This is a genomic window from Streptomyces sp. FIT100, assembly GCF_024584805.1.
GTDB lineage: Bacteria > Actinomycetota > Actinomycetes > Streptomycetales > Streptomycetaceae > Streptomyces.
This window is the reverse complement of the sequence record NZ_CP075715.1, coordinates 5,408,410-5,430,838: the sequence shown is the minus strand read 5'-3', so window position 1 is coordinate 5,430,838 and position 22,429 is coordinate 5,408,410. Positions and strand designations below refer to the sequence as shown.

Annotated in this window: 15 protein-coding genes and 1 pseudogene; 4 read left to right on the top strand and 12 right to left on the bottom strand. The window is 74.1% G+C overall.

Features of this window, described 5'->3' with window-relative positions:
- Window positions 1–36: 36 nt before the first annotated feature.
- On the top strand, window positions 37–3,897 hold the full coding sequence (locus tag KK483_RS24545; protein WP_262007392.1) for a multifunctional oxoglutarate decarboxylase/oxoglutarate dehydrogenase thiamine pyrophosphate-binding subunit/dihydrolipoyllysine-residue succinyltransferase subunit: 3,861 nt from the start codon (window positions 37–39) through the stop codon (window positions 3,895–3,897).
- 87 nt (window positions 3,898–3,984) lie between these two features.
- On the opposite strand, the gene fxsT is transcribed toward KK483_RS24545, so the two are convergent.
- The 8 genes from fxsT to KK483_RS24505 all read right to left on the bottom strand — a co-directional run bounded on the left by fxsT (window position 3,985) and on the right by KK483_RS24505 (window position 17,468).
- On the bottom strand, window positions 3,985–7,020 hold the full coding sequence (gene fxsT / locus KK483_RS24540) for an FxSxx-COOH system tetratricopeptide repeat protein (RefSeq protein WP_399014773.1): 3,036 nt from the start codon (window positions 7,018–7,020) through the stop codon (window positions 3,985–3,987).
- Between the two features lie 66 nt (window positions 7,021–7,086).
- Window positions 7,087–8,496 (bottom strand): aKG-HExxH-type peptide beta-hydroxylase, encoded by a 1,410-nt coding sequence (locus KK483_RS24535; RefSeq protein ID WP_262007390.1) that lies wholly within the window; start codon window positions 8,494–8,496, stop codon window positions 7,087–7,089.
- Complete coding sequence (locus KK483_RS24530) at window positions 8,493–9,683, bottom strand: FxsB family cyclophane-forming radical SAM/SPASM peptide maturase (RefSeq protein ID WP_262007389.1); 1,191 nt, start codon at window positions 9,681–9,683, stop codon at window positions 8,493–8,495. The genes KK483_RS24535 and KK483_RS24530 overlap by 4 nt, the downstream gene beginning before the upstream one ends.
- A gap of 212 nt (window positions 9,684–9,895) precedes the next feature.
- Window positions 9,896–10,111 (bottom strand): FxSxx-COOH cyclophane-containing RiPP peptide, encoded by a 216-nt coding sequence (gene fxsA / locus KK483_RS24525; protein ID WP_399014768.1) that lies wholly within the window; start codon window positions 10,109–10,111, stop codon window positions 9,896–9,898.
- 116 nt (window positions 10,112–10,227) lie between these two features.
- Complete coding sequence (locus KK483_RS24520) at window positions 10,228–13,617, bottom strand: SAV_2336 N-terminal domain-related protein (RefSeq protein WP_262007388.1); 3,390 nt, start codon at window positions 13,615–13,617, stop codon at window positions 10,228–10,230.
- 5 nt (window positions 13,618–13,622) lie between these two features.
- Entirely contained in the window at window positions 13,623–14,675 is a 1,053-nt protein-coding gene (locus KK483_RS24515) for a MoxR family ATPase (protein WP_262007387.1), read from the bottom strand.
- Window positions 14,676–14,844: 169 nt separating this feature from the next.
- Complete coding sequence (locus KK483_RS24510) at window positions 14,845–16,848, bottom strand: serine protease (RefSeq protein ID WP_262007386.1); 2,004 nt, start codon at window positions 16,846–16,848, stop codon at window positions 14,845–14,847.
- A 44-nt stretch (window positions 16,849–16,892) separates the two neighbouring features.
- Window positions 16,893–17,468: a CU044_2847 family protein gene (locus KK483_RS24505; protein WP_262007385.1), complete on the bottom strand. Its 576-nt coding sequence runs from the start codon at window positions 17,466–17,468 to the stop codon at window positions 16,893–16,895.
- A gap of 118 nt (window positions 17,469–17,586) precedes the next feature.
- On the opposite strand from KK483_RS24505, the gene KK483_RS24500 reads away from it, so the two are divergent.
- On the top strand, window positions 17,587–17,772 hold the full coding sequence (locus KK483_RS24500; RefSeq protein WP_262009675.1) for a DUF6104 family protein: 186 nt from the start codon (window positions 17,587–17,589) through the stop codon (window positions 17,770–17,772).
- A gap of 39 nt (window positions 17,773–17,811) precedes the next feature.
- On the opposite strand, the gene KK483_RS24495 is transcribed toward KK483_RS24500, so the two are convergent.
- Window positions 17,812–18,693, bottom strand: a complete 882-nt coding sequence (locus KK483_RS24495; protein WP_262007384.1) for a hypothetical protein — start codon at window positions 18,691–18,693, stop codon at window positions 17,812–17,814.
- A 141-nt stretch (window positions 18,694–18,834) separates the two neighbouring features.
- On the opposite strand from KK483_RS24495, the gene KK483_RS24490 reads away from it, so the two are divergent.
- Entirely contained in the window at window positions 18,835–19,728 is an 894-nt protein-coding gene (locus tag KK483_RS24490) for a DUF4097 family beta strand repeat-containing protein (RefSeq protein WP_262007383.1), read from the top strand.
- A gap of 1 nt (window position 19,729) precedes the next feature.
- The gene (locus tag KK483_RS24485; protein ID WP_262007382.1) at window positions 19,730–20,686 is read left to right on the top strand and encodes a PadR family transcriptional regulator; all 957 of its coding nucleotides are present in this window, start codon (window positions 19,730–19,732) and stop codon (window positions 20,684–20,686) included.
- 754 nt (window positions 20,687–21,440) lie between these two features.
- Here the strand turns inward: KK483_RS24485 and KK483_RS24480 are convergent.
- The 3 genes and pseudogenes from KK483_RS24480 to KK483_RS24470 all read right to left on the bottom strand — a co-directional run.
- A pseudogene (locus KK483_RS24480) lies at window positions 21,441–21,608 on the bottom strand (PadR family transcriptional regulator); the annotation flags it as partial.
- A gap of 36 nt (window positions 21,609–21,644) precedes the next feature.
- Window positions 21,645–22,211 carry a Clp protease N-terminal domain-containing protein gene (locus tag KK483_RS24475; RefSeq protein ID WP_262007381.1) on the bottom strand — a complete coding sequence of 189 codons (567 nt, stop codon included), beginning with the start codon at window positions 22,209–22,211 and terminating at the stop codon, window positions 21,645–21,647.
- Entirely contained in the window at window positions 22,211–22,420 is a 210-nt protein-coding gene (locus tag KK483_RS24470; protein ID WP_018571396.1) for a helix-turn-helix domain-containing protein, read from the bottom strand. The genes KK483_RS24475 and KK483_RS24470 overlap by 1 nt, the downstream gene beginning before the upstream one ends.
- Window positions 22,421–22,429 lie beyond the last annotated feature (9 nt).

Below are 22,429 nucleotides of genomic sequence, written 5' to 3'. Positions count from 1 at the left end.
CATCACCTTGTGAAGCGGAAGAGGGCGGTTGCCGCCGTGTCGTCTCAGTCCCCCAGTAACTCGAGCACTTCGACCGACCCAGACGGGCAGGGGAAGAACCCCGCTGCCGCGTTCGGTCCCAATGAGTGGCTCGTCGACGAGATCTACCAGCAGTACCTCCAGGACCCGAATTCGGTCGACCGCGCCTGGTGGGACTTCTTCGCCGACTACAAGCCGGGCGGTGCGGCCACCGCCGGCTCCGCTGCCGCGGGGGCTGCGGTGCCCACCGCACCCGCCGCCGCGCAGGCGCCGAGCACCGCACAGGCTCCGGCGACGCCCGCGGCCCCGGCGGCTCCGGCCCCGGCACCCGCCCCGGCACCCGCCCCGGCGCAGCCCGCCGCCCCTGCGGCCCAGGCCCCGGCTCCCGCCGCTCCGGCCCCGGTTCCGGCGGCTCCCGCGGCTCCGGCGAAGCCCGCCGCGGCCGCGCCCGCCGCCCCGGCGAAGCCCGCTGCCGCCCCCAAGGCCGCCGCGCCCGCCGCGGAGGCCCCGGCGGGCCCCGAGCTCGTCCCGCTGCGCGGCCCCTCCGCCGCCGTCGCGAAGAACATGAACGCCTCGCTGGAGCTGCCGACAGCCACCTCCGTCCGCGCCGTCCCGGTGAAGCTTCTCTTCGACAACCGGATCGTCATCAACAACCACCTGAAGCGCGCCCGGGGCGGGAAGATCTCCTTCACCCACCTCATCGGCTACGCGATGGTGCAGGCGATCAAGGCCATGCCGTCGATGAACAACTCCTTCGCGGAGAAGGACGGCAAGCCGGTCCTGGTCAAGCCCCCGCACATCAACCTCGGCCTCGCCATCGACCTGGTGAAGCCGAACGGGGAGCGCCAGCTCGTCGTCGCGGCCATCAAGAAGGCCGAGACGCTGAACTTCTTCGAGTTCTGGCAGGCGTACGAGGACATCGTCCGCCGCGCCCGGAACAACAAGCTGACGATGGACGACTTCACGGGCGTCACCGTCTCCCTGACCAACCCCGGCGGCCTCGGCACCGTCCACTCCGTGCCGCGGCTGATGCCCGGTCAGTCGGTCATCATGGGCGTCGGCTCGATGGACTACCCGGCCGAGTTCCAGGGCACCTCCCAGGACACCCTGAACAAGCTGGGCATCTCCAAGGTCATGACGCTGACGTCGACCTACGACCACCGGGTCATCCAGGGCGCCGCCTCCGGCGAGTTCCTGCGGGTCGTCGCCAACCTGCTGCTCGGCGACGACGGTTTCTACGACGACGTCTTCGAGTCGCTGCGCATCCCCTACGAGCCGGTCCGCTGGCTCAAGGACATCGACGCCTCCCACGACGACGACGTCACCAAGGCCGCCCGCGTCTTCGAGCTGATCCACTCCTACCGGGTCCGCGGCCACGTCATGGCCGACACCGACCCGCTGGAGTACCGCCAGCGCAAGCACCCCGACCTGGACATCACCGAGCACGGGCTCACCCTGTGGGACCTGGAGCGCGAGTTCGCGGTCGGCGGCTTCGGCGGCAAGTCGATGATGAAGCTCCGCGACATCCTCGGCGTGCTGCGCGACTCGTACTGCCGCACCACCGGCATCGAGTTCATGCACATCCAGGACCCGAAGCAGCGCAAGTGGATCCAGGACCGCGTCGAGCGCCCGCACGCCAAGCCGGAGCGTGAGGAGCAGCTGCGGATCCTTCGCCGGCTCAACGCGGCCGAGGCGTTCGAGACCTTCCTGCAGACGAAGTACGTCGGCCAGAAGCGGTTCTCGCTGGAGGGCGGCGAGTCCGTCATCCCGCTGCTCGACGCGGTCATCGACTCCGCGGCCGAGTCCCGCCTGGACGAGGTCGTCATCGGCATGGCCCACCGCGGCCGCCTCAACGTCCTGGCGAACATCGTCGGCAAGTCGTACGCGCAGATCTTCCGCGAGTTCGAGGGCAACCTCGACCCGAAGTCGATGCACGGCTCCGGCGACGTCAAGTACCACCTGGGCGCCAACGGCACCTTCACCGGTCTCGACGGCGAGCAGATCAAGGTCAGCCTGGTCGCCAACCCGTCGCACCTGGAGGCCGTGGACCCGGTCCTCGAAGGCGTCGTCCGCGCCAAGCAGGACATCATCAACAAGGGCGGCACGGACTTCACCGTCCTGCCCGTCGCCCTGCACGGCGACGCGGCCTTCGCCGGCCAGGGCGTCGTGGCCGAGACGCTCAACATGTCGCAGCTGCGCGGCTACCGCACGGGCGGCACGGTCCACATCGTCATCAACAACCAGGTCGGCTTCACCGCCGCCCCGGAGTCCTCGCGTTCGTCGATGTACGCGACCGACGTGGCCCGCATGATCGAGGCGCCGATCTTCCATGTGAACGGCGACGACCCGGAGGCCGTGGTCCGCGTGGCGCGGCTCGCCTTCGAGTTCCGCCAGACGTTCAACAAGGACGTCGTGATCGACCTGATCTGCTACCGCCGCCGCGGTCACAACGAGGGCGACAACCCGCAGTTCACCAACCCGCAGATGTACAACCTGATCGACAAGAAGCGCTCGGTGCGCAAGCTCTACACCGAGTCGCTCATCGGTCGCGGCGACATCACCCTGGAAGAGGCCGAGCAGGCGCTGCAGGACTTCCAGGGCCAGCTGGAGAAGGTGTTCGCCGAGGTCCGCGAGGCCACCTCCACCCCGGCGCCTGCCCATGTCCCGGACGCCCAGGCCGAGTTCCCGGTCTCGGTGACCACCGCGGTCTCGCAGGAGGTCGTCAAGCGGATCGCCGAGTCGCAGGTCAACGTCCCGGACCACGTCACGGTCCACCCCCGGCTGCTGCCGCAGCTCCAGCGCCGCGCCGCCTCCGTCGAGGACGGCACGATCGACTGGGGCATGGGCGAGACCCTGGCCATCGGCTCGCTGCTGATGGAGGGCACCCCGGTGCGCCTCGCCGGCCAGGACACCCGCCGCGGCACCTTCGGCCAGCGCCACGCGGTCCTCGTCGACCAGGAGACCGGCGAGGACTACACCCCGCTGCTCTACCTGACCGACGAGCAGGCCCGCTACAACGTCTACGACTCGCTCCTGAGCGAGTACGCGGCGATGGGCTTCGAGTACGGCTACTCGCTGGCCCGCCCGGACGCGCTGGTCATGTGGGAAGCCCAGTTCGGCGACTTCGTCAACGGCGCCCAGACCGTCGTCGACGAGTTCATCTCCTCGGCCGAGCAGAAGTGGGGCCAGACCTCCGGCGTCACGCTGCTCCTGCCGCACGGCTACGAGGGCCAGGGCCCGGACCACTCGTCCGCCCGCCCGGAGCGCTTCCTCCAGCTGTGCGCGCAGAACAACATGACGGTCGCCATGCCGACCCTGCCGTCGAACTACTTCCACCTGCTGCGCTGGCAGGTCCACAACCCGCACCACAAGCCGCTCATCGTCTTCACGCCGAAGTCGATGCTGCGTCTGAAGGCCGCGGCGTCCAAGGCGGAGGAGTTCCTCACCGGCGGCTTCCGCCCGGTGATCGGCGACGCCTCGGTCGACCCGGCCGACGTCCGCAAGGTCGTCTTCACCTCGGGCAAGGTCTACTACGACCTCGACGCCGAGCGGCAGAAGCGCGGCATCAAGGACACCGCGATCATCCGTCTCGAGCGCCTGTACCCGCTGCCGGGTGCCGAGCTCCAGGAGGAGATCGCCAAGTTCCCGAACGCCGAGAAGTACCTGTGGGCCCAGGAGGAGCCGGCCAACCAGGGCGCCTGGCCGTTCATCGCGCTCAACCTGATCGACCACCTGGACCTCGCCGTCGGCGCGGACGTGCCGCACGACGAGCGGCTGCGCCGCATCTCGCGCCCGCACGGGTCGTCCCCGGCCGTGGGTTCGGCCAAGCGCCACCAGGCGGAGCAGCAGCAGCTGGTCAACGAGGTCTTCGAGGCCTGAGCCACCGCTGACGCAGCGACCGGCCCCCACCGAGCGACCCGGTGGGGGCCGGTCCCTTTTCCCGCACGGGTTTCCCGCACGGGCGGCTCAGGTGATCAGCGGCTCGAAGTCCCAGTAGGGCCGGGTACGGGAGCGGGCGGAGACCGTGTGCACGTGCTGGGCACCGAGTGATGCCGCGAGCCCGGCCAGCGCCTCCTCCTCGACCTTGTCCGCCTCGGCCCGCTTGCGCAGGGCCCGCAGATCGGCGGCGAGGGCCACCAGGGCGGAGAGCGTGAGCGGATGCCTCTCCCCCAGCACCTCCCTGGCCCGGCGCACCGTGTCCCGGCTCAGCGCCTCGGCGCCCTCGGGGTCGCCGGCGAGGTTGCGGGCGGCGGTCGCGTTCAGCGCGCAGCCCAGGGTCCACGGGTGGTCCGCGCCGACGGCCCGTTCCATGCCGTCCAGCGCCTCGTCCATGAGGAGCTGCGACTGCTCGCGCTCACCGGCGGCGCGCAGGATCAGGGCGAGGTTCGCGTTCGTACCGATGGTGTACGGGTGGCGGGGGCCGAGGACGGCCAGATAGCGCCCTCCGACGGCCTCGCACTGGGCGCGTGCCTCGTCGAGGACGCCGTGCTCCCGGCCGTACGCCGAATGGGCGAGCGCGGCCGTCTGCGTCACGGGGTCGCTCTCGCCGAGGGCCGTCTCCGCGCGCCTGACGACGCTCGCCAGCAGTTCGCCGGCCCTGGGGCGGTCGCCCTGCCGGTACTGGCACAGGGCCAGGTTGTGCTCGGCGCGCAGGGTCTGCGGGTTGTGGGGGCCCATCACCTGCTGGTGCACACGGGCGCTCAGGTCCTGGACCGAGATCGCCTCCGGATAGCGGCCGAGGAGACGCAGGTCGGTGGCGTAGTGGATCTCGGAGTAGAGCGTCCAGGCGTGCCGCGGGCGGAGCAGGGCGCGCCGGGCCTCCAGCGTGCTCAGGTCGAGCCTGAGCGCGTCCTCGTACCGGCCCAGCAGCCGCAGCGAGACGGCCAGGTTGTTCTGGGCGTTGACGGTGCGGGAGTCCTGTTCGCCGACGAGCTCGGTGTAGCCGTCGAGGATGCGCCGGGAGAGGTCGTGCGCCTCGTCGTAGCGGGCGAGTCCGCGCAGGTCCGCGGCGAGCCCGGCGGCGGCGCGCAGGGTGTCGAGGTCGCCGAAGCCGCGCTCGGCGACGAGATGGTCCATGACGGCGCGGTCGACGACCTCGGTCCCGGCGTAGTTCCCGGTCGCGCGCAGCAGGTTGGCGTAGTGGTAGGAGACGTCCCAGATCCTGGAGTGGGTCTCGCCGAGCCGCTCGCGCCAGCTCTCCAGCGTGGCCGTCGCGAGCGTGAGGCCCGCGCTGTACTCGCCCGCCAGGTACATGTAGCGCATCGTGTTCAGCACCAGCGTCTGGACCTCGCGGCGGTCGCTCTCCAGCACGCTCGCCGTCTTCAGATGGGGCGCGATCTCGGCGTAGCGCGGCCACTGCCTGGTGTCGGTGGGGCGTCCAGGGTCCGCGGCCGCGAGCGCCTGCCGTACGACGTCGGCGAACATCTCCCGGTCCTCGGGCGGAATGTCGTCCTGAACCATCTTGTGCACCATGCGGTGCATGTAGAGGGTGTCGCCGCCGCTCGCCTCGTCGGCCTGCGGCTCGTGCACCTCCCTGCGGACGACCGAGTACTTGAAGAGCTGGTTGAGCGCCCGGTTCCACAGCAGCGGGTCGCCGAGCAGCCGGGTGAACTGCGGCGGCAGATCCCGGTCGGCCAGCTCGCGCAGCAGGCGCACGGGGATCGTGCCGGAGGAGAAGAACGAGCAGAGGCGCAGCAGGTCGATCGACTCAGGGACGGTCTCCTTCAGCTGGTTGAGCAGTATCGACCAGGCGTTGGGGAAAGCGGTGGGAAAGTCCTTCGACACCTTCACCACGTGCTCGGCGCCCGAGCCGAGGAGGTCCAGGTACTGCCCGATGGACATGTCGGAGTCGCCGAGCCAGCCGGCGGTCTGGTCGAGCAGCAGCGGCACGTCCTCCAGCGCGTCGGCGAGCTGGTCGGCGTCGGGCCGGCCGAGCCGCGGTGCCCGGCGGCGGATGAAGGCGATGCTCTCCTCCCGCTGGTAGACGGGGATTTCGAGCATCGTGGAGTTGTACTCGCGCCAGTCGCGGTTGCGCGAGGTGATCAGGACGTGGCCGGGGCCCGTGGGCAGCAGCTCCGTCAGCCACTCCGGCTCGTCGGCCCCGTCCAGCACCAGCAGCCAGCGGGAGTACGGGGTGCCGCGGCGCAGCGCCTCCCGCAGGGCCCTGAGCCGCTCGCCGTACTCGTGGCCGGTGTTCAGCCCGAGGGCCGGTGCGAGCTTGGCGAGCTGCTCGCGGAAGGTGGCCCGTTTGTCGGCGGGCACCCACCACACGACGTCGTACTCGGAGCCGAAGCGGTAGACGTACTCGGCCGCCAGCTGGGTCTTGCCGACCCCCGGCATGCCGTACAGGGTGCACACGGCGGCGCCGCGCTCGGCCTGCTGGAGCTGGTGGTAGACGTCGCCGAGGAGCTGCTCGCGGCCGGTGAAGCGGACGTTGCGGCGGGGCACTCCGCCCCACACCTCGGGGTCCTCGCGCGGGAAGCGGGGGCCGGCGGAGCGGGCCGGGTCGCCGGCGCGGTCCGCGGGCAGTCCGAGCGCGGCGAGCGCCCGGCGCTCGGCCTCCGCCGCGGCGACCGGCCACAGCTCGGGGGCGGCGAACACGGCGGTCGCGGTGGGCAGTACGGCCGAGGTGATGTTGACGGCGGCGAACCTGTCCTGTGCGGGGACGACGACGTCGCGCAGCGCCTCGTTCCACTCCGTGTGGGTACGCGGGCCGAGCTGGAAGTACCACTCGCTGAGGATGACGAGGATCTTCCCGGGGGCCAGCAGGAGATCCCCGAGCGCGTCGGCGAGCGCGGTGTGCGGCGGCGGGTCCCAGCGCAGATAGGTCACGCGGTGTCCGCGCTGTTCCAGCCGGTCACCGATCCAGGCGGCCCAGGCACGGTTGAAGCCGGCGAAACTGATGGTGACGGACTGTCCGTCGCCCGTGGCGGCCGACGTGCGCGCTGCGGACAAGGCCCACTCCCTCGACTTGCGTATCCAACAACATTTCAGACGGGCCATCAGATCGTGGTCTGCGGGCCCGAACCTACACCGCGACTACGGCCCGTGACTACGAACACACTCCCTTCAGCCACCCGGTCCGGCCGGGTGGCGGCGCTGCCAGGCGGCGCGTGCGGTGGCCACGTACGCGGCGGCGCGCGCCTGGTGCCCGGCGGGCGCGGGCCGTGCGCCGAGCGCGGTGTGGTGGGCCAGGAGCTCGTCGGTGAGGATGCGTCCGGCGGGCGTGAGACTGCGGGAGCCCGCGATCACCGGCAGAACGGCTGCCACCTGCTCGCGGCAGCGTGCGTGCTCGGCCCAGGCCAGGTCCCGTAGGGCCGCGTCGGTGGTGTGCAGGGCGAACCTCTGCCAGTAGTCGGCGAGTGCGGCGTGCGAGTAGGTGCCCTGGAGCAGGCCGTCGAAGGGCCTGGGGTCGGGCCGCCACGGGGCCCAGTGGCGGGGGCGGCCGTCCGCGGTGTGGAGCGGCGCGAGTTCGGCGAGCGCCGACAGCTTGATGTGGTGGAGCTCGTGGACGAGCGTCGCGGCGAGGAAGGCGGGGCTCTGCGGGGTGCTGCTCAGCACCGCCCCGAACGCCTCGCGCCGGGTCCCGCTGCAGTGCAGGGGGCCGCCGCCGGCCGTGGCGGCGCCGGGCGGGGGCGCCAGCGGGACGAGACAGCGCAGCAGGGCCAGGTCGTCGAGCCGCTGCCTGCCGCCCACGGCCAGGAGCGGGGCGACCGAGGCCCATGCCTCCTCCCAGCGGTCGCGCGCCTCCTTGCCGAGGGCTTCGGCGGGGGCGAGCCCGTGGCGCTCCAGCCCGCTGTCCGCCGTCCGGTACGGGTCGAGGTGGTCGAGGAGCACGGTCCCGGCAGGCGAGCGCAGCAGGTGTACGGGGGTCCAGCGCGGGTCGGCGGACGGCCGGACGCCTGCGGCGCCGGGCCGGACGACCACGGGTGGTGCGGCGGGCGGGAGGACGGTCAGGGTGCCGTCGTCGGTGACGAGTTCGACCAGCGGGGACGGGGGTGCGCCGGGCGCGCCGCGCAGGTCGAGGACGCCGAGGGTGGGCAGGGCGAGCCGTCCGCCGCGGGCCATCAGCCGGAAGGTGCGGTGCAGTCCGGCGCGGACGGCCGCCGCGGCGGCGACGGCACCGAGGTGGTCGGTCTCCCGTGTGCTCCCGGTGGGTGCCCGGGGCGCGGCGAGGAGACGCAGACACCGCTGGGCCCAAGGGCCGAGCAGCGGGTAGTGGAGCACGGTCCGGGTCGCGGCCCGGTCCGCGCGGTCCGCCTCCTCCAGAACCGTCCAGTGCAGCCGCAGCCGGGCGAGCGCGGCGGGAGGCAGCGTGTCGCGCGGCGCGGACTCGGCGCTGTCGAGGATGGCCCGCAGCAGAAGGAGCCGCCGGGCGTCCTGGTCGGCGGCAAGCCGTTCGAGTACGGCCGGGCTGCCACCGGTGCGTCCGAGCTCGCGCATCTGCGCCTCGGTGAGGGACCGGCTCCCGCGGCTCATCGGCTGCCACCGGCGACGGCCGTGCCGGATCCGGCCGTACCGGATCCGCCCGTACCGGAGCCGGCCGTCGTGGCCGCGGCGCCCACCCGGGACGCGGCGTGGCGGATGAGGCGTTGCAGATCGGCGCAGTAGACGGAGGGGTTGCGGAAGCCATGGCCGCGCCGGTACCGGTGCGGGTACTGGCCGCCGCCGCAGACCGACACGAGGGAGCAGCCGCGGCAGACCTCGGAGAGTCCGGCGGTGCCGGAGCGACGGGCGGCGATGCCCGGGTGGTGCAGGGCCTCGTCGAAGCTGTGCCGGAAGACGTCGAGGCCGGTGGCTGCGGCGCCTTCGTAGGCGGACTTGAGGGAGTCGGTCTGCTCGATGCTGCCGTCGGTCTCCACGACGACGGAGGTGAAGGGCTGGGTGCCGAGCGACTCCGTCGCCGCCGGGGCGCCGAGCAGCAGCGCGATGCACTCCTCGAAGAGCCGGATGCGGGTGGCCCGCACGTCGCCGGTCCACCACAGGTCGAAGACCGTGCACAGCCAGTCCCCGTACGGGGCGCGGTCCGACGGCAGTCCGGGGGGCGGCGCCGTCCAGTTGCCGTGCGGCAGCAGCAGATCGAGGGCGGGCGGGCGCAGCGCGAGCAGCGACTCGTACGCCTCGGCGGGGTCGGTGCGCAGGTCGACGACGCTGAGGATGCCCGCGTACAGCGCCGGACGGCGCTCCATGAGGAGCCGCAGCCCGCGGACGGCGGCGGGCCAGGAGGGCCGGCCCGCGTGGTCGACGCGTGCGCCGTTGTGGGCGGCGAGGCCGCCGTCGAGGCTGACGCCTACGCGGATGCCGTGCCGGGCGAGACCGCGCAGCCTGGCCTCGGTGAGCAGGGTGGCGTTGGTCTGGACGACGGGGTGGACGGTGCAGGCACCCGGAACCAGCGCGCGGGTGCGCTCCGTGAGGTGTCCGAGGAGCGCGGTGCCGGCGAGGAGGGGTTCGCCGCCGTGCAGGACGAGGGACAGCCGGCTCAGACGGTGGCGCGCGGCGTGTTCGGCGATGCGCTCGGCCGTACGGTCCAGGGTGGCCCTGGCGGGGACGGCGGGGCGGTCGCGCCAGCCGTGGTCGGGGCCCGCGTAGAGGTAGCAGTACCGGCAGGCCAGGTTGCAGCGGCTGTGCATCTTGACGATGAACTGGCCGAACGGCCTCGCCCGCATGGGCGCGTCCGGCTCCTCAGGCGTCGGCCCGTGTCCCGCTCCGGCACCCACTGCGGCACCCCCGTCGCTGCCCGTCGCCGCTCGGCTCCCGTGATCCCGCCTCCGTTGCCGGTCGTGGCGGTCCCATCCCAGCGCGCGCGCCCCGGCAAACCCGGCTCCCGGCCAACTGACCGATAGGCGACGGGTTCGGACCGAAATCATGCGCGCCGTGGTCACAGGGCGCTGGTGAAACCCCAGAGCATCTCGGTCGGCTGCTCCGCACGGTCACGGAGCTCGGCGACCAGCTCGGACAGCACCGGATGCCGCAGGGTCCGCAGCTCCGCCAGATCCAGCGACAGCAGGTCGGGGAGGTCCGGCAGCGGCGTCGTGTCCGCCTCGGCGCCCTCCTCCGACATGCTCGGCTCTTCCGCCCCGTTCACGTCCTGCATTCCCCGTCCTCCCTCGGACACCGCCTCGCTTCCTGTATGTGCCCAGCCCCGTACGGCCGCACGCGTCCGCCAGGGCCCTGCGCACCCCGCCGTACGCGCCGCCGCCCGCCCCGCGGTCACCTGTCAAGTCCCGCCAGCCGTCGTGCCGTTGCCTGCGCCGCGGGCCCGCCGCCGTCCGGGAGGCGGCGCCAGTCCTCCTGCGCGGCGCGGTAGGCGTCCCGGGCGGCGCGGGGCCGGTCGGCCGCCTCGTAGACCACGCCGCGCAGGTGGTTCGCCCGGGCGGCCAGCCGCAGCGCCGTCCCTGCGGTCGCGGCGTCCCCGGCGGCGGACCGCGCCGTCTCCGCCGCCCTGCGGTAGGCGTCGGCGGCCTCGTCCAGCCGTTCCGGCCGGTGCAGCACCGCGTGGCCCTGACGGTGGGAGTCCCCGAGCTCCAGCCAGCACTCCGCCCGTACCAGCGGCTCGGTCGCGGCCTGCGCCGCAAGCCCGAAGACGTGCTCCGCCTCGCGCAGGTCCACCCGGTCGCCGGTGGCCCGGTGACGGAGCATCAGCGCCCGGCCCAGCGCCAGCAGCCGGGCGCCTAGCCGCTCATGACCGGCGGGGGTCTCCATGCGGCAGTCCCGCAGCACCCGCACGGCCCGCCCCACGGACTCCTCGCCGCCGGGCAGCGCGGCCCTGCGCAGCAGGGCGTCCCCCCACTCGGCGAGCAGCGCGGCATAGTCGCTGCCGTCCCGCGGCATGAGCCTGCCCGCGGCGGCGAACGCGGCGGCGGCCTGCTCCAGTTCGTCCGGCCGCGCGGACTCCTCGTAGCGGCGGACCCGCAGCCGGCCCGACCGCGTCAGGACGGCGGACTGCTGCCGCCGGTCGCCGGCCGCCGCCCGCGTCCGCTCGATGAGCTCCTCCGCGCGGTCCAGCCGGCCGCCGGTGAGCAGCAGGGCGTCGATCTGGTCGAGTGCGGCGCGCGCCAGGCTCTCGTCGGACGCCCCTTCGCGCTCCAGGGCGAGCCTGCCGTTCTCCAGGGACTGCGCGGCCTGCCCGGCCCAGACGACGGCCTGCTCGGGCGAGGGCGCGGCGCCCGCGAGACGCAGCAGCGCCCGGCCGCGCTCCAGCGCGAGCCCACTGGGTCGGTTCTCCCGGTCCGGCCAGGCGTCGGCGAACGCCTCCAGCATGCCCACGGTCTCCTGGAGCAGCGAGGCGTCCCCGCCGATCCACCACTGCTCCTCCAGCACCCTGGCCCGCTCCAGCGTCACCCGGAGCGCCTCGGGCGGCTCCAGACCGGAGGTCGCGCCGACCGCCGTGTACTCGCGGTCCGCGCGGCGCAGCAGCTCCAGCGCGCCCCGGCGGTCACCGTCGGCCAGCCGGTCCCGCGCCTCGGCGTGCAGCACCCGGGCCAGTACGGCACGTTCGCGCACGGCCCGCGGGTGGCTGGCCGCGAGCTGGGCGGCCTCCCGCGCCTCGCGCAGCAGCGCGCCGCCGCCCTGGAGCCGCCACAGCCGCAGCAGGTTCTCCGCCAGCGCGCCCCACAGGCCGGGGTCGGCGCCGCGCGGCTGCTCCCGGGCGGCGGCCCGGCGCAGCAGCTGCACGGCGTCGAGCAGGCTCTGCACCATGCCGTCGGCCTCGAAGCGCTCGACGAGTACGCGGGCGCGCCGCACCGCGGCGGACGGCGCCGGTCCACGCCCCGGGTCCTGGCGTCCGTCCGGGTGGGCCGGTCCCCGCACGGGCAGGAAGCGCTCCATGACCTGCGCGGCGACCTCGGCGAAGGGCTGCGGCGCCCGGAACCGGCTCTCGTCGGCGCCTCCGGGGACGTCGGGCGACGCGCCGAGCGTCAGCTCCCGCAACTGCTCCTCGGTGTCGGCGTCGAGCCCTCCGGTCAGCTGGGCGATGGCGAGCGCGGGGAAGTTGGGGCCGCCCTTGCCGAAGTGCTGCTCCACGTACTCGGAGCAGTGCTTGAGCACGAGCAGCGCCTCGTCCCGGCTGAGCGGGCGCAGCAGCACGTCCCGGACGCCGTCGGCGAACTCGTACCACTGCCCGGCGGTGCCGGGCCGTTCGTCGACGCGGGTCAGCAGTCCGCCGAGCAGCACCTCGGAGAGCTCGGCGGGGCCCGCGTCGGGCAGCATGGTCCGCTGGACCAGCTGCATCACGGGCAGGCACAGCGGTGCCGCGGCCAGATAGCCGGCGAGCCGGCCTGCGGCGCTCGACGCGGTGGACCGGAAGCGGCTCACCAACTGCTGGGCGGTGAGCGGGGCACGCGCCGGCGCGGGTGCCGACGGGCGCTGCTCGGCGGGGACCCAGCCGACGGCCGCGGGCACCGGACCGGCGCCGAGCCCCGACAGCAGCCGGGCCCACGCGCCGAGAGCGGCGGGCTCCGGCGGCAGGACGGGCACCGGCAGGCAGTCCGCCGCCCTGGCCGGCACGTCGCCGGAGAAGCGGAGCGCGACCGCCGCGGCGGAGCCCTCGCCCCGGGTCAGCTTCCCGTAGGAGGCGGGCAGCCGGGTGCGCTGCCACAGCCGCTGCGGCAGCGGCTGGAGCACCGCCACGGGCGCCTGGGCCGCCAGCCGGTGGAGCAGGCTGTGGGCGCGGCCGCTGCGCCACAGGCCGCCGGCGCAGTCGCTGATGAGGAGGGTGACATGACGGCCCGTCGGGTCGCTGAGGATGCCGGTCGGGCGCAGCGGTCCGGTGTCCCGGTCCGGGTGGCGTCCGATGGCGGCGGTGCCGTCCTGCCGTGCGTGCAGGTAGTACGTGCGGATGTCGCGGAAGGCGCCCAGGCGGCCGAAGATCTCGTGGATCTCCGCGAAGAGCCGGTCCCAGACCTGCATCGACGAGGACGCGTCCATGACGAGCTGGAGCACGGCCTCGGACCGTACGACGGGCCGTAACACGGGGATGATCGCCCCTCCGGCCCGGGCGCTGCGCTCCGCCGTGGCCTCCTCGTCGAGTTCGTACCGTACGGGAGGTGCGGCCGGGCGGTAGCGCTGAAGGGCCCTGAGCGCGCGCTGGAGTTCGAGGTGACCGGGGAGCGCCGTGGCCGCGGGGACGCCGACCGGGCCCGCGACCGCTCCGCCGTACGGCAGCGGCGGCCTCGCTGCCACCGCGCCGCCCTGTTCCGGGCCCTCTGCCGCGGCCTCCCCCGCAGCCGTCTCCCCGGGGGCGGACGGGCCGTCGCCGGTCCCCGGCGGGAGCGGGTAGAGCGCGAACCGGCCGGAAGGGGCCTGCCGTCCTTCGCCGCTCTCGCCGGACGAGTCCCCGGCGGTGTCCGTACGGCGGTCCGCCGGTCCGCCCGTGGCCCGCGGCCGACCGTGCCCGTCGGCGCCCCCGCCGTCATCGGTCCCGGGGTCGCCCGTCGGCCGGGACCAGCGGGCCAGCCAGAGCGCGTCGGCCAGCTCGCCGGGGTCCGGTTCGAGCCCCGCCTCCCTCAGCACGGCGACGAGTCCGGTCATCGGATCGGAAGGGTCCTGCCGGGGTGCCGGTGGCGCGCCGGTGTCCGTCCGGGCGTCGGCGGCGTCGGGCATCGGGATCACCTCGGGCGGTCGAGGCGCTGGATGAGCAGGTCGGCGAGCCGGTCGCGGGTGGGCGGCGCGGCCTGGTGGGTGAGGTAGATGGCGTTGAGCAACTGGTCGGCCGCGAGTGTCTCGCTGCGCGAACGGTCCAGGAAGCGGGCGATCAGATCGTCCCCCGCCCGGGCCGCCTCGTCGCCGAGATGGGCCCGTACGACGGTGGCGAGCCGCTGGTGGTCGGGCTGGCCCAGCTCCAGATGGATGCACCGGCGCAACAGCGCCGCGGGGAAGTCCCGTTCGCCGTTGCTGGTGAGGACCACGAAGGGGAAGGCGCGGCAGCGGACCCGGCCGTCCCTGACCGTGACCTTGGCGCCGTCGTCCGTGAGCACCTCCACCTCCCCCGCGCGGTCGGCGAGGCGCTCCAGCTCGGGGATGGCGTACTCCCCTTCCTCCAGCACGTTCAGGAGATCGTTGGGCAGGTCGATGTCGCTCTTGTCGAGTTCGTCGATGAGCAGCACCCGGGGCCGGGCGGTGGGCAGCAGCGCGGTGCCCAGCGGACCCAGCCGGATGTAGCTGCCGATGTCGTCCGCCGCACCGCGCCGCCGCGCGCCGTCGGCTCCGGCGGCATGGGCAGTGTGGGCGGTATGGGCGGTGTGGGCGGCGATCTGGACGTCCTGGAGGCGGGCGATGGCGTCGTACCGGTAGAGCCCGTCCGTGAGGGCGGTACGGCTGACGACGGGCCAGCGGAGCACCCGCCCGAGGCGCAGCTCGTGGGCGACCGCGTGGGCGAGGGTGCTCTTGCCCGTGCCGGGGCTGCCGGTCACCAGCAGCGGACGGCGCAGGTACAGGGCGGCGTTGACGATCTCCAGCTCCTCGGCGCTGGGCCGGTGCAGCTCCGCCATGTGCTGGAAGGCACCGAGCCGCCGGGGCGTGGAGCTGTCGGCCTCGGGGCCGGCTGCGACCAGCGGTCCGCCGTCGAAGTCCCGCCAGGGCGGGGGAGGCGGCAGCCGGTCGATGCCGTCGTGCGGCTCGCCCGCGCCGCGGTAGATGAGCCATTCCCCTGATTCGGTCACTGCGTGCTCCTCGTCGTCCGTTCGCCGTCGGCGGGAGCGCCGGCCGTACGGTCGACCGTAGCGAGACCGGCCGGACCCCCGGTAGGGAGAGTCTTCGAAGTGGCGTCGTCCGCCCGAAGGGCGGGCCCGGCGGCGTCCGGAGGGCGCTCGCGGCGATGCGGTCCCCGGGTCACGGTGCCTCCAGCACGAGGCCGGTGCCCGGGAGCGGAGAGGCCGGATCGTCGAAGAGGATCACGATCCCGTCCGCCCAGTACATCTCGGGCTGCCCGTCCGCGATCCCGGCGCGCAGGGTGCGGATCTCGGCCGGCAGCCGGTCGACCGCCGCGGCGCTCGCGACGGCGTGCCGCACCCCGCGGTGGTACTCGGTGCACACCCGTCCGTCGCCGAGGCGCTGACGCCGCCACAGCGCCACGTCGTAGCCGCTGTCCAGGACCCGGCCGAGCCCCGGCCCGTCGGGGGCCGTGCCGTCCGCGTAGTGGCAGAGCACCGGGAGGCTGGGGTGCGGGAGCCGGCGCAGCTTGTCCTCGGGCGGAACGGGGACATGCCGGTTGTCCTCGCAGTCGAGGACGACGGGGCTCATGGCCTGTGTGCGCAGGGTCTGCCAGCGCGCCGTGCGGACCTCGTGGTCCTCGTGCTCCTCGTCGGCGTCCGGCCCGGCGGCGCGGCGGAGCACGACGGGGCGCACCGCCCCCAGCGGCGGGGCGTCCGCCGGAACACGCCAGGTGTCGACCGGCAGGTCGAACAGCTCGCGCCGCAGGGCGACATGGAGCGCCGCCCTCGCGTCCCGCCCGTCGGTGCGGCGGAACGCCTCGGTCAGCGCGGCGGCGACGGCGGCCGGCAGCGCCTGCGCCGGTACGCCGGTCTCGTCCTCGTCGACGGGCTGCACGTCGCCGTTCGGATGGACCACGCCGACGCGCCAGTTGTAGCGGTGCGGGGTCCAGAACTGGGGGCTCACATCGAGCAGGACGGAGGCCCTGGGCTCGGTCTCGGGGGCGGGCACGGGCCGTTCCTCGGCAGCGCCGCGGCCGCGCGCCCTGAGCCGGGCCAGCCGTTCGTTGGCGAGGCTGTTGCGGAACGTCCTGCTCAGCCCCGTCGCGGTCGTACGGGTCCAGTCCCACAGGGCGGTCTCCGCGGCTTCGGTGCCCGGCTCGACATACGGGTGGTCGGCGGTCGCGGCCCGCACGGCGTAGCGCAGGATGCCCTGGAGCTCGGCGTCGCCCAGGCGCCCCTCGTACAGCATGCCGAGACCGTCGCGGCGGCCGCGCGGCGCGAGGGTCTGGCCCTCGACGCGGCCGCCGAGTATCTGCTCGATGTCGTGGACGAGGTCGGTCGTGCTGGCGGGCGGGGGCAGCTCGGCGAGCAGGCCGAGCAGCTCGGTGCGGCGGTCCGGCGAGAGCGCCCGCCCGTGTCCTGCGCCGAGTCCGAGCTGGACGTCGGTCCAGGTGGGCCGGTGGCCGAGCGCGTCCAGATGGGCCGCGGCATGGTGGCGGTCGTGGGCGTGCAGGACCCGGTGGTAGAGGTCGTGGCTCTCCCCGCGCGGCGGCCCGTCCGGCAGCGCGACCCGCCGCAACTGGTCGACGGAGACCGCCACTCCGCCGTCCTGGCCGGTCCTGCGCGCCTTCAGTACGCCGATGACCTCACCGCGCGTCGGGTCCACGACGGGCCCGCCGGAGATGCCCTGGGGCATCTCGTCCTCGTTGCCGAGGCGGATCCTGCCGTCCTTGCCGAGCCTTCCGCGGATGGAGCACCGGCCGCTGAACTCGACGGGCTCGCCCGCTTCTTCGGTCCAGCCGAAGTACAGCACCGACGTGCGGGTGAACAGCTCCGGCACCCGTTCGGTGAGCATCACGCACTGGTGGTCGGCGGGTTCGAGGAGCCGTACGAGCGCGAGGTCGGGCGCGGGCCAGCCGCCGGGCCCGGCGGTCCCCGGCTCGGCCCACTGGACACGGCCGCGGACCGTGCCTCCCTCGTACGTCAGCCCCACGTCGCCCCCTCCGCCCCGCAGCGCCACATGGGCGCAGGTGAGCACCCAGCTCGGCGCGATGAAGAAGCCGCTGCCCCACGGCTTCGGTCCGGCCGGACCGGCCGGACCGGGCTCCGAGGTGGCATACCCGTCCGTGGGCGCGTGGATGCGTACCGTCGCGGCGGACACGAGGGCGGCCAGGGTCTCCATGGGGGCACCGTCGCCGGGGTGCGCTCCCCCCTGCCCCGGGATCGTCACGAGGGGCGCACGGCGCCTTCGCCGCCGGGAGGAGTCCACGTCGCGGATCCGGAGCGTGCGTCCGTGTCCGCGTGGGTGCTCGTGGGGCGGGGTACGACGGGTGCGGCCGCGGCGGCGGAGTTGCCGTCGGCGGCGGGGACACCGGCACCGCCGGCGGCGGCTCTGGGGTCGGCGGGGGCCGGACCGGGCGGCGGGCCGCCCTGCCAGGTGAGGACGACCTTGATGGCGCCCTTGGCCTCGCCGTCGGCGAGCAGTCCGACGACCCTGCCTGCCTTGGCGGTCAGCTCGATCCCGAACTCCACGCTGACCTCGTCGGGGCTCACGGATCCCAGCGCCCCGCCGATGGACCTGGCGACGCCGCCGACCAGGTCGTGGAGCGACTCCATCTGTGCCGTGACCCGGTCCGCGAAGCCGGTGTCGGTGAAGCTGACGCCGCCCCCGGGCGGTGCCACGGGGCCGGAGGCGGGTACCGGAAGCTCCTCGGTTCCGGAGATCCTGGCCCACACCGGTGTGCCGTCCGGCAGCAGTATCCGCTCGACCCGGTTCTCGACCCGGTTGTCGCCCTCGGTCATGACGCCCCCCGCTCCCCGGTTTTATCGCAGGCTAGTCCCCGGGCGGCACCGATGTGAGGCGGTTGCGGAACGCTGCCTATCCTGGCCGGGTATGTCCCTTCCCCCGTTGGAGAGCAGCGTGTACTTCACCGACCGAGGCATCGAGGAGCTGGAGAAGCGGCGCGGCGAGCAGGAGATCACCTTCGAGTGGCTCGCCGAGCAGCTGCGTACGTTCGTCGACCTCAACCCGGACTTCGAGGTCCCCGTCGAGCGGCTGGCCACCTGGCTGGCGCGGCTCGACGACGAGGACGACGAGGCCGAGTAGGACTCACCCGGCCCTGACCGCCCGCCGGCACGGCGACGCTCACCGCCCGCCGGGCCGGAGCGCGCGAAGGCGGTCGCAGGCGAGGCCCGCGATGCCGTGGGCCAGCAGGATCGCGCCCGCCGCGGTCCAGCCGGCGCTGCGGCGGCGGATGCCCCGGACCACGAGGGGGACGCCGACGGCGAGCTGGACGACGGACAGCAGCCGGGCGGCCGGGGTGCGGAATGCGGCCGGGTCGTGGTGGGCGGCGAGGCCGTGCTGCGGGGCCGGCTCGTGGTATGGGGCCGGCTCGTCGCTCGGGCCGGGGGCGACCCCGGCCCACTCGACGCCGACCGCGGCGTGCCGCACGGCGTGCCCCTCGACGGGCTCGGCGCCCGGCGCGCTCTCCGCGGCCGCGCGGAGTCGCTCGGCGGACGCGCCGGGCGCGAGGTCCGCGGGGAGCGCGAGGCCCGTACGGGAGAGGACCGCGACGAGACCGCGCAGCCGGGCGCGGGCGTCCGCGTCGGCGTCGGGGCGGGTGAGGGGCTCCAGGTCCTGGACGTCCAGCACCGGGTCCAGGCCCAGCCGGGTCGCGAACGTGCTCATCGCCTCGTCCATGCCCACCGGGGTGCCGTCCGCGAGCCAGACGTAGCCGACGGTGCGGCGGAAGCCCGCGGCGAGGGTGTAGCCGGCGCGGTCGGCGTCCCACCACAGGGCCAGCGCGGGCCAGTTGGCGCCGACGGCGAGGGCCGTGGCCCAGCCGGTGAGGACACGGTCGACGGGTTCGGCCCCGGTCTGCCAGGGGGTGCCCGCCGGGACGAGCACGCTCCAGCCGTCGCCCGCGGGGGCGAGGACGAGCGGCTCGCGCAGCAGCGCCGCCGGGGGCCGCACGGCGGCGGGCTCGGCCCGGCAGAGGAGCAGAGCCCCCACGGATGTCGCGTCCATGGCCCATACGCTAGGGCAATTTGCCCCCAGTTGATGAGTAATGCGGCGGCGATCGCCCCTTGACTTCCGGAGCTCGCGATATATCGTATTGAACAGAAGACGCGATATGTTGCGTCAAGGCCGGCCAGGGAGGTCAGCACCATGCCCGACTCGACGTGGACAGTCGCAGAGCCCCGGAAGCTCACGTTCGACGACGCCGTGACATCGCTCCAGGTGCGCGTCGTCAATGGAACGGTGAACGTCGTCGGCACCGACGAGAGTTCCGCCCGTCTGGAGATCACCGAGATCGAGGGCCCGCCCCTCGTCGTGACACAGTCCGGCGCCACCCTCACCGTCGCCTACGAGGACGTCCCGTGGAAGGGCTTCCTCAAGCTCCTCGACCGCAAGGGCTGGCACCGCAGCGCCGTCGTCTCCCTCGCCGTGCCGTCCGGCGCGACCGTGGAGGTCGGCGCCGTCAGCGCCGGAGCCGTCGTCTCCGGGATCCGCGGACGCACGGACGTCCGCGGCGTCAGCGGCGACACCACGCTCGTCGGCCTCTCCGGCAGGGTCAGCGCAGAGACCGTATCGGGCAACCTGGAGGCGCAGGCCGTCACCGGCGACCTCCGCTTCAGCTCCGTCTCCGGCGATCTGACCGTGATCGACGGCGCCGGTTCGTCCGTACGGGCGGACACGGTCAGCGGCGACATGGTGATCGACCTCGACGGCACGCCGACCGACATCCGGGTCACCAGCGTCTCCGGCGAGGTCGCGATCCGGCTGCCGCACCCGGCGGACGCGAAGGTCGAGGCCAACACGGCGAGCGGGGCCGTCTCGAACGCCTTCGAGGACCTGCGGGTCGGCGGCCAGTGGGGCGCGAAGAAGATCACCGGCACGCTGGGCGCGGGCAACGGCACCCTGCGGGCCACGACCGTCTCCGGCTCCATCGCCCTGCTGCGGCGCCCGCCCGCGGAGGACGAACGATACGACGACACACCCGACACACCCGCCGCACCGCCCGCCTCCACGGGCGACGCGCCGACCGGGAAGGTGCTCTGACATGCCGCCCGTCTTCGCCCACGGCCGCCTCCGCCTCTACCTGCTGAAGCTCCTCGACGAGGCGCCGCGCCACGGCTACGAGGTGATCCGGCTGCTGGAGGAGCGCTTCCAGGGGCTGTACGCGCCGTCCGCCGGCACCGTGTACCCGCGGCTGGCCAAGCTGGAGGCCGAGGGGCTCGTCACCCACGCCACCGAGGGCGGCCGCAAGGTGTACTCGATCACCGACGCCGGGCGCGAGGAACTCGCGGGCCGCAGCGGGGAACTGGCCGATCTGGAGCTGGAGATCCGCGAGTCCGTGTCCGAACTTGCGGCGGAGATCCGCGACGACGTGCGCGGCGCGGCGGGCAAGCTGCGCAGCGACATGCGGGCGGCCGCGTCGGAGACCCGCAGCGGCGGCACCGACGAGTCCTGGAAGACGGCGAAGGACGAACTGCGCCGCGCCAAACAGGAATGGAAGGAGCAGGCGCGCCGGGCGAAGGACGAGTCACGGCGGGCCCGCGAGGACGCGAAGGCCGCGCGCCTCCAGGCCAAGGAGGCGCAGGAGCGGGCGCGCGAGGAGGTCCAGCGCATCGCCCGGCAGGTCCAGGACCAGGTCCAGGGCCACTTCGCGCGGGGCGACTGGCCGACGGGCGTACGGGACGGACTCTCGGAACTCGCGTCCCAGCTGGGGAACATGACGCGGGGTACGGCATGGCCGCCGTACGCCAAGTCCGAGCCGGCTGCGGAGCCGGCTGCGGAGCCGGCCGCGCCGGAGCGTGAGGCGGAGGCGGAGGCTGAGGCCGGCTCGGTCCCGGCCTCGGAGGACCCGGTGCGTGACCTGGAGCGCCTCCTGGACCGCTTCCGCGACGACATCCGCGACGCCGCCCGGGACCACGGCGTGACCCCGTCCCAACTGGCCGAAGCCCGCCGCCACCTGTCGACGACCTCGACACGCCTGGTGACACTTCTGCGCGGCTGACGCGGGCCGGGGTTTTTGGTCCTCAAGCGCCGGACGGGCTGGGGGGGTTGGGGTCACCCGGTGGCGGGTGGTTGCCCTCCGGGTGGCGCTGCGGGGCTCGTGTCCGGGACGGCATGCTGTGCTTTTCCGGGGGAAACCCCCGGACCCCCGTACGTCGCGCGCCCACTCGGAAGCGTGTACTCGTCCGGGATTCCGGCGCGTGCCACAAATCACGCTTGAGTGTCCCGAACCCGACCCCTCCGCACCCCCCGGACCAGGTCACCGGCCGTGGCCGACCCCGGTGGTCAGGTTTGTGCCCACCGACCCGCCCCAGCGGGACGACCACTCACAAACCGTGAGATGGCCACCTGGTTTGTGGGCAGGCGTTCCGCTGGGGGTCCCCCCAGGACGAAGTCCTAGGGGGAGGAACGGGTGGGCACAAACCACCCACCGGCCCGCAGACAAGCAACGAACCGCGGGTGCGACAACCACCCACCCACCCGCGCCCGGGGGCGGCGCCGGGGCGGGGCCGTGCAGGGTCGGCCCCGCAGGAGACGGCGGCAGGCACCGGGTGCGCAACCTGGTGGAACCTGTACGCCGCCGCCTCCGAGGAGTCGAGCCCGGAGGGGCCCCGAACCGCACCACCCACCGGACACACCCCCAGCCCGTCCGGCGCTTGAGGACAAAAAACCCCGGATGCCCACCCCACACCGGGCAACACCGCACACCACCCCCAGCCCGTCCGGCGCTTGAGGACCAAAAACCCCGGCCCGCGTCAGCCGCGCAGAAGTGTCACCAGGCGTGTCGAGGTCGTCGACAGGTGGCGGCGGGCTTCGGCCAGTTGGGACGGGGTCACGCCGTGGTCCCGGGCGGCGTCGCGGATGTCGTCGCGGAAGCGGTCCAGGAGGCGCTCCAGGTCACGCACCGGGTCCTCCGAGGCCGGGACCGAGCCGGCCTCAGCCTCCGCCCCCGCACCGCGCTACGACCGCGGGAACATCACCCGCTCCAGCGCCCCGTACGTCGCCCCGTGCTCCGCCAGCACCTCCGCCGCGATACCCGGTCGCGCCGCCAGCGCCAGCAGCAGGTGTTCCGCGCCGATGGAGCGGTCCTTGCGGCCCAGTGCGACGCGCAGGGACTGCTCGATGACCTTCTTCGCCCCGGGGGTGAACGGGCGGTGCCCGGAGAGGGCCAACCGGACCCGGCCGGAACGGCCGGAGCGGCCGGCACCCGCCAGCGCACCCGCTCCGTGCGCCTCCTCCACCCTGGCGACGACCTCCGCGACGTCGATCCCCAGCCCGGCCAGCGCCTCCGTCTCCGCCTTCGTCATTCCGCCGCGGCGCCGCGCGTCGGCCAGGGCGGCCTCCAGCGATGCCCGACGGTCCGTCACCCCCAGTGCACCGAAGGCGAACGCCACGCGCCCGCCGTCCAGGTCGAGGAGGGAAAGCAGGAGGTGCTCGTCGGTCACCGAGTCCGCGTCGGCCCGTTCGGCCTGTGCGACCGCACCGGTCACCACGGCACGGGCATCCTTCGTGAACCGTTCGAACATCACTGCCTCCCGTACTTCTTGTGTACGGCCTGCCTGCTGACGCCCAGCTCGGCCGCGATCTCCTGCCACGACCAGCCCTGGTTGCGGGCGCTGCGGACCTGTACGGCTTCGAGCTGCTCCAGCAGCCGCCGCAGCGCGGCGACGGCCCGCAGTCCGACCCGGGGGTCGCGGTCGCCCGCACGCTCGGCGAGATCGGTTGCTTCGGTCATGGTGTCAAC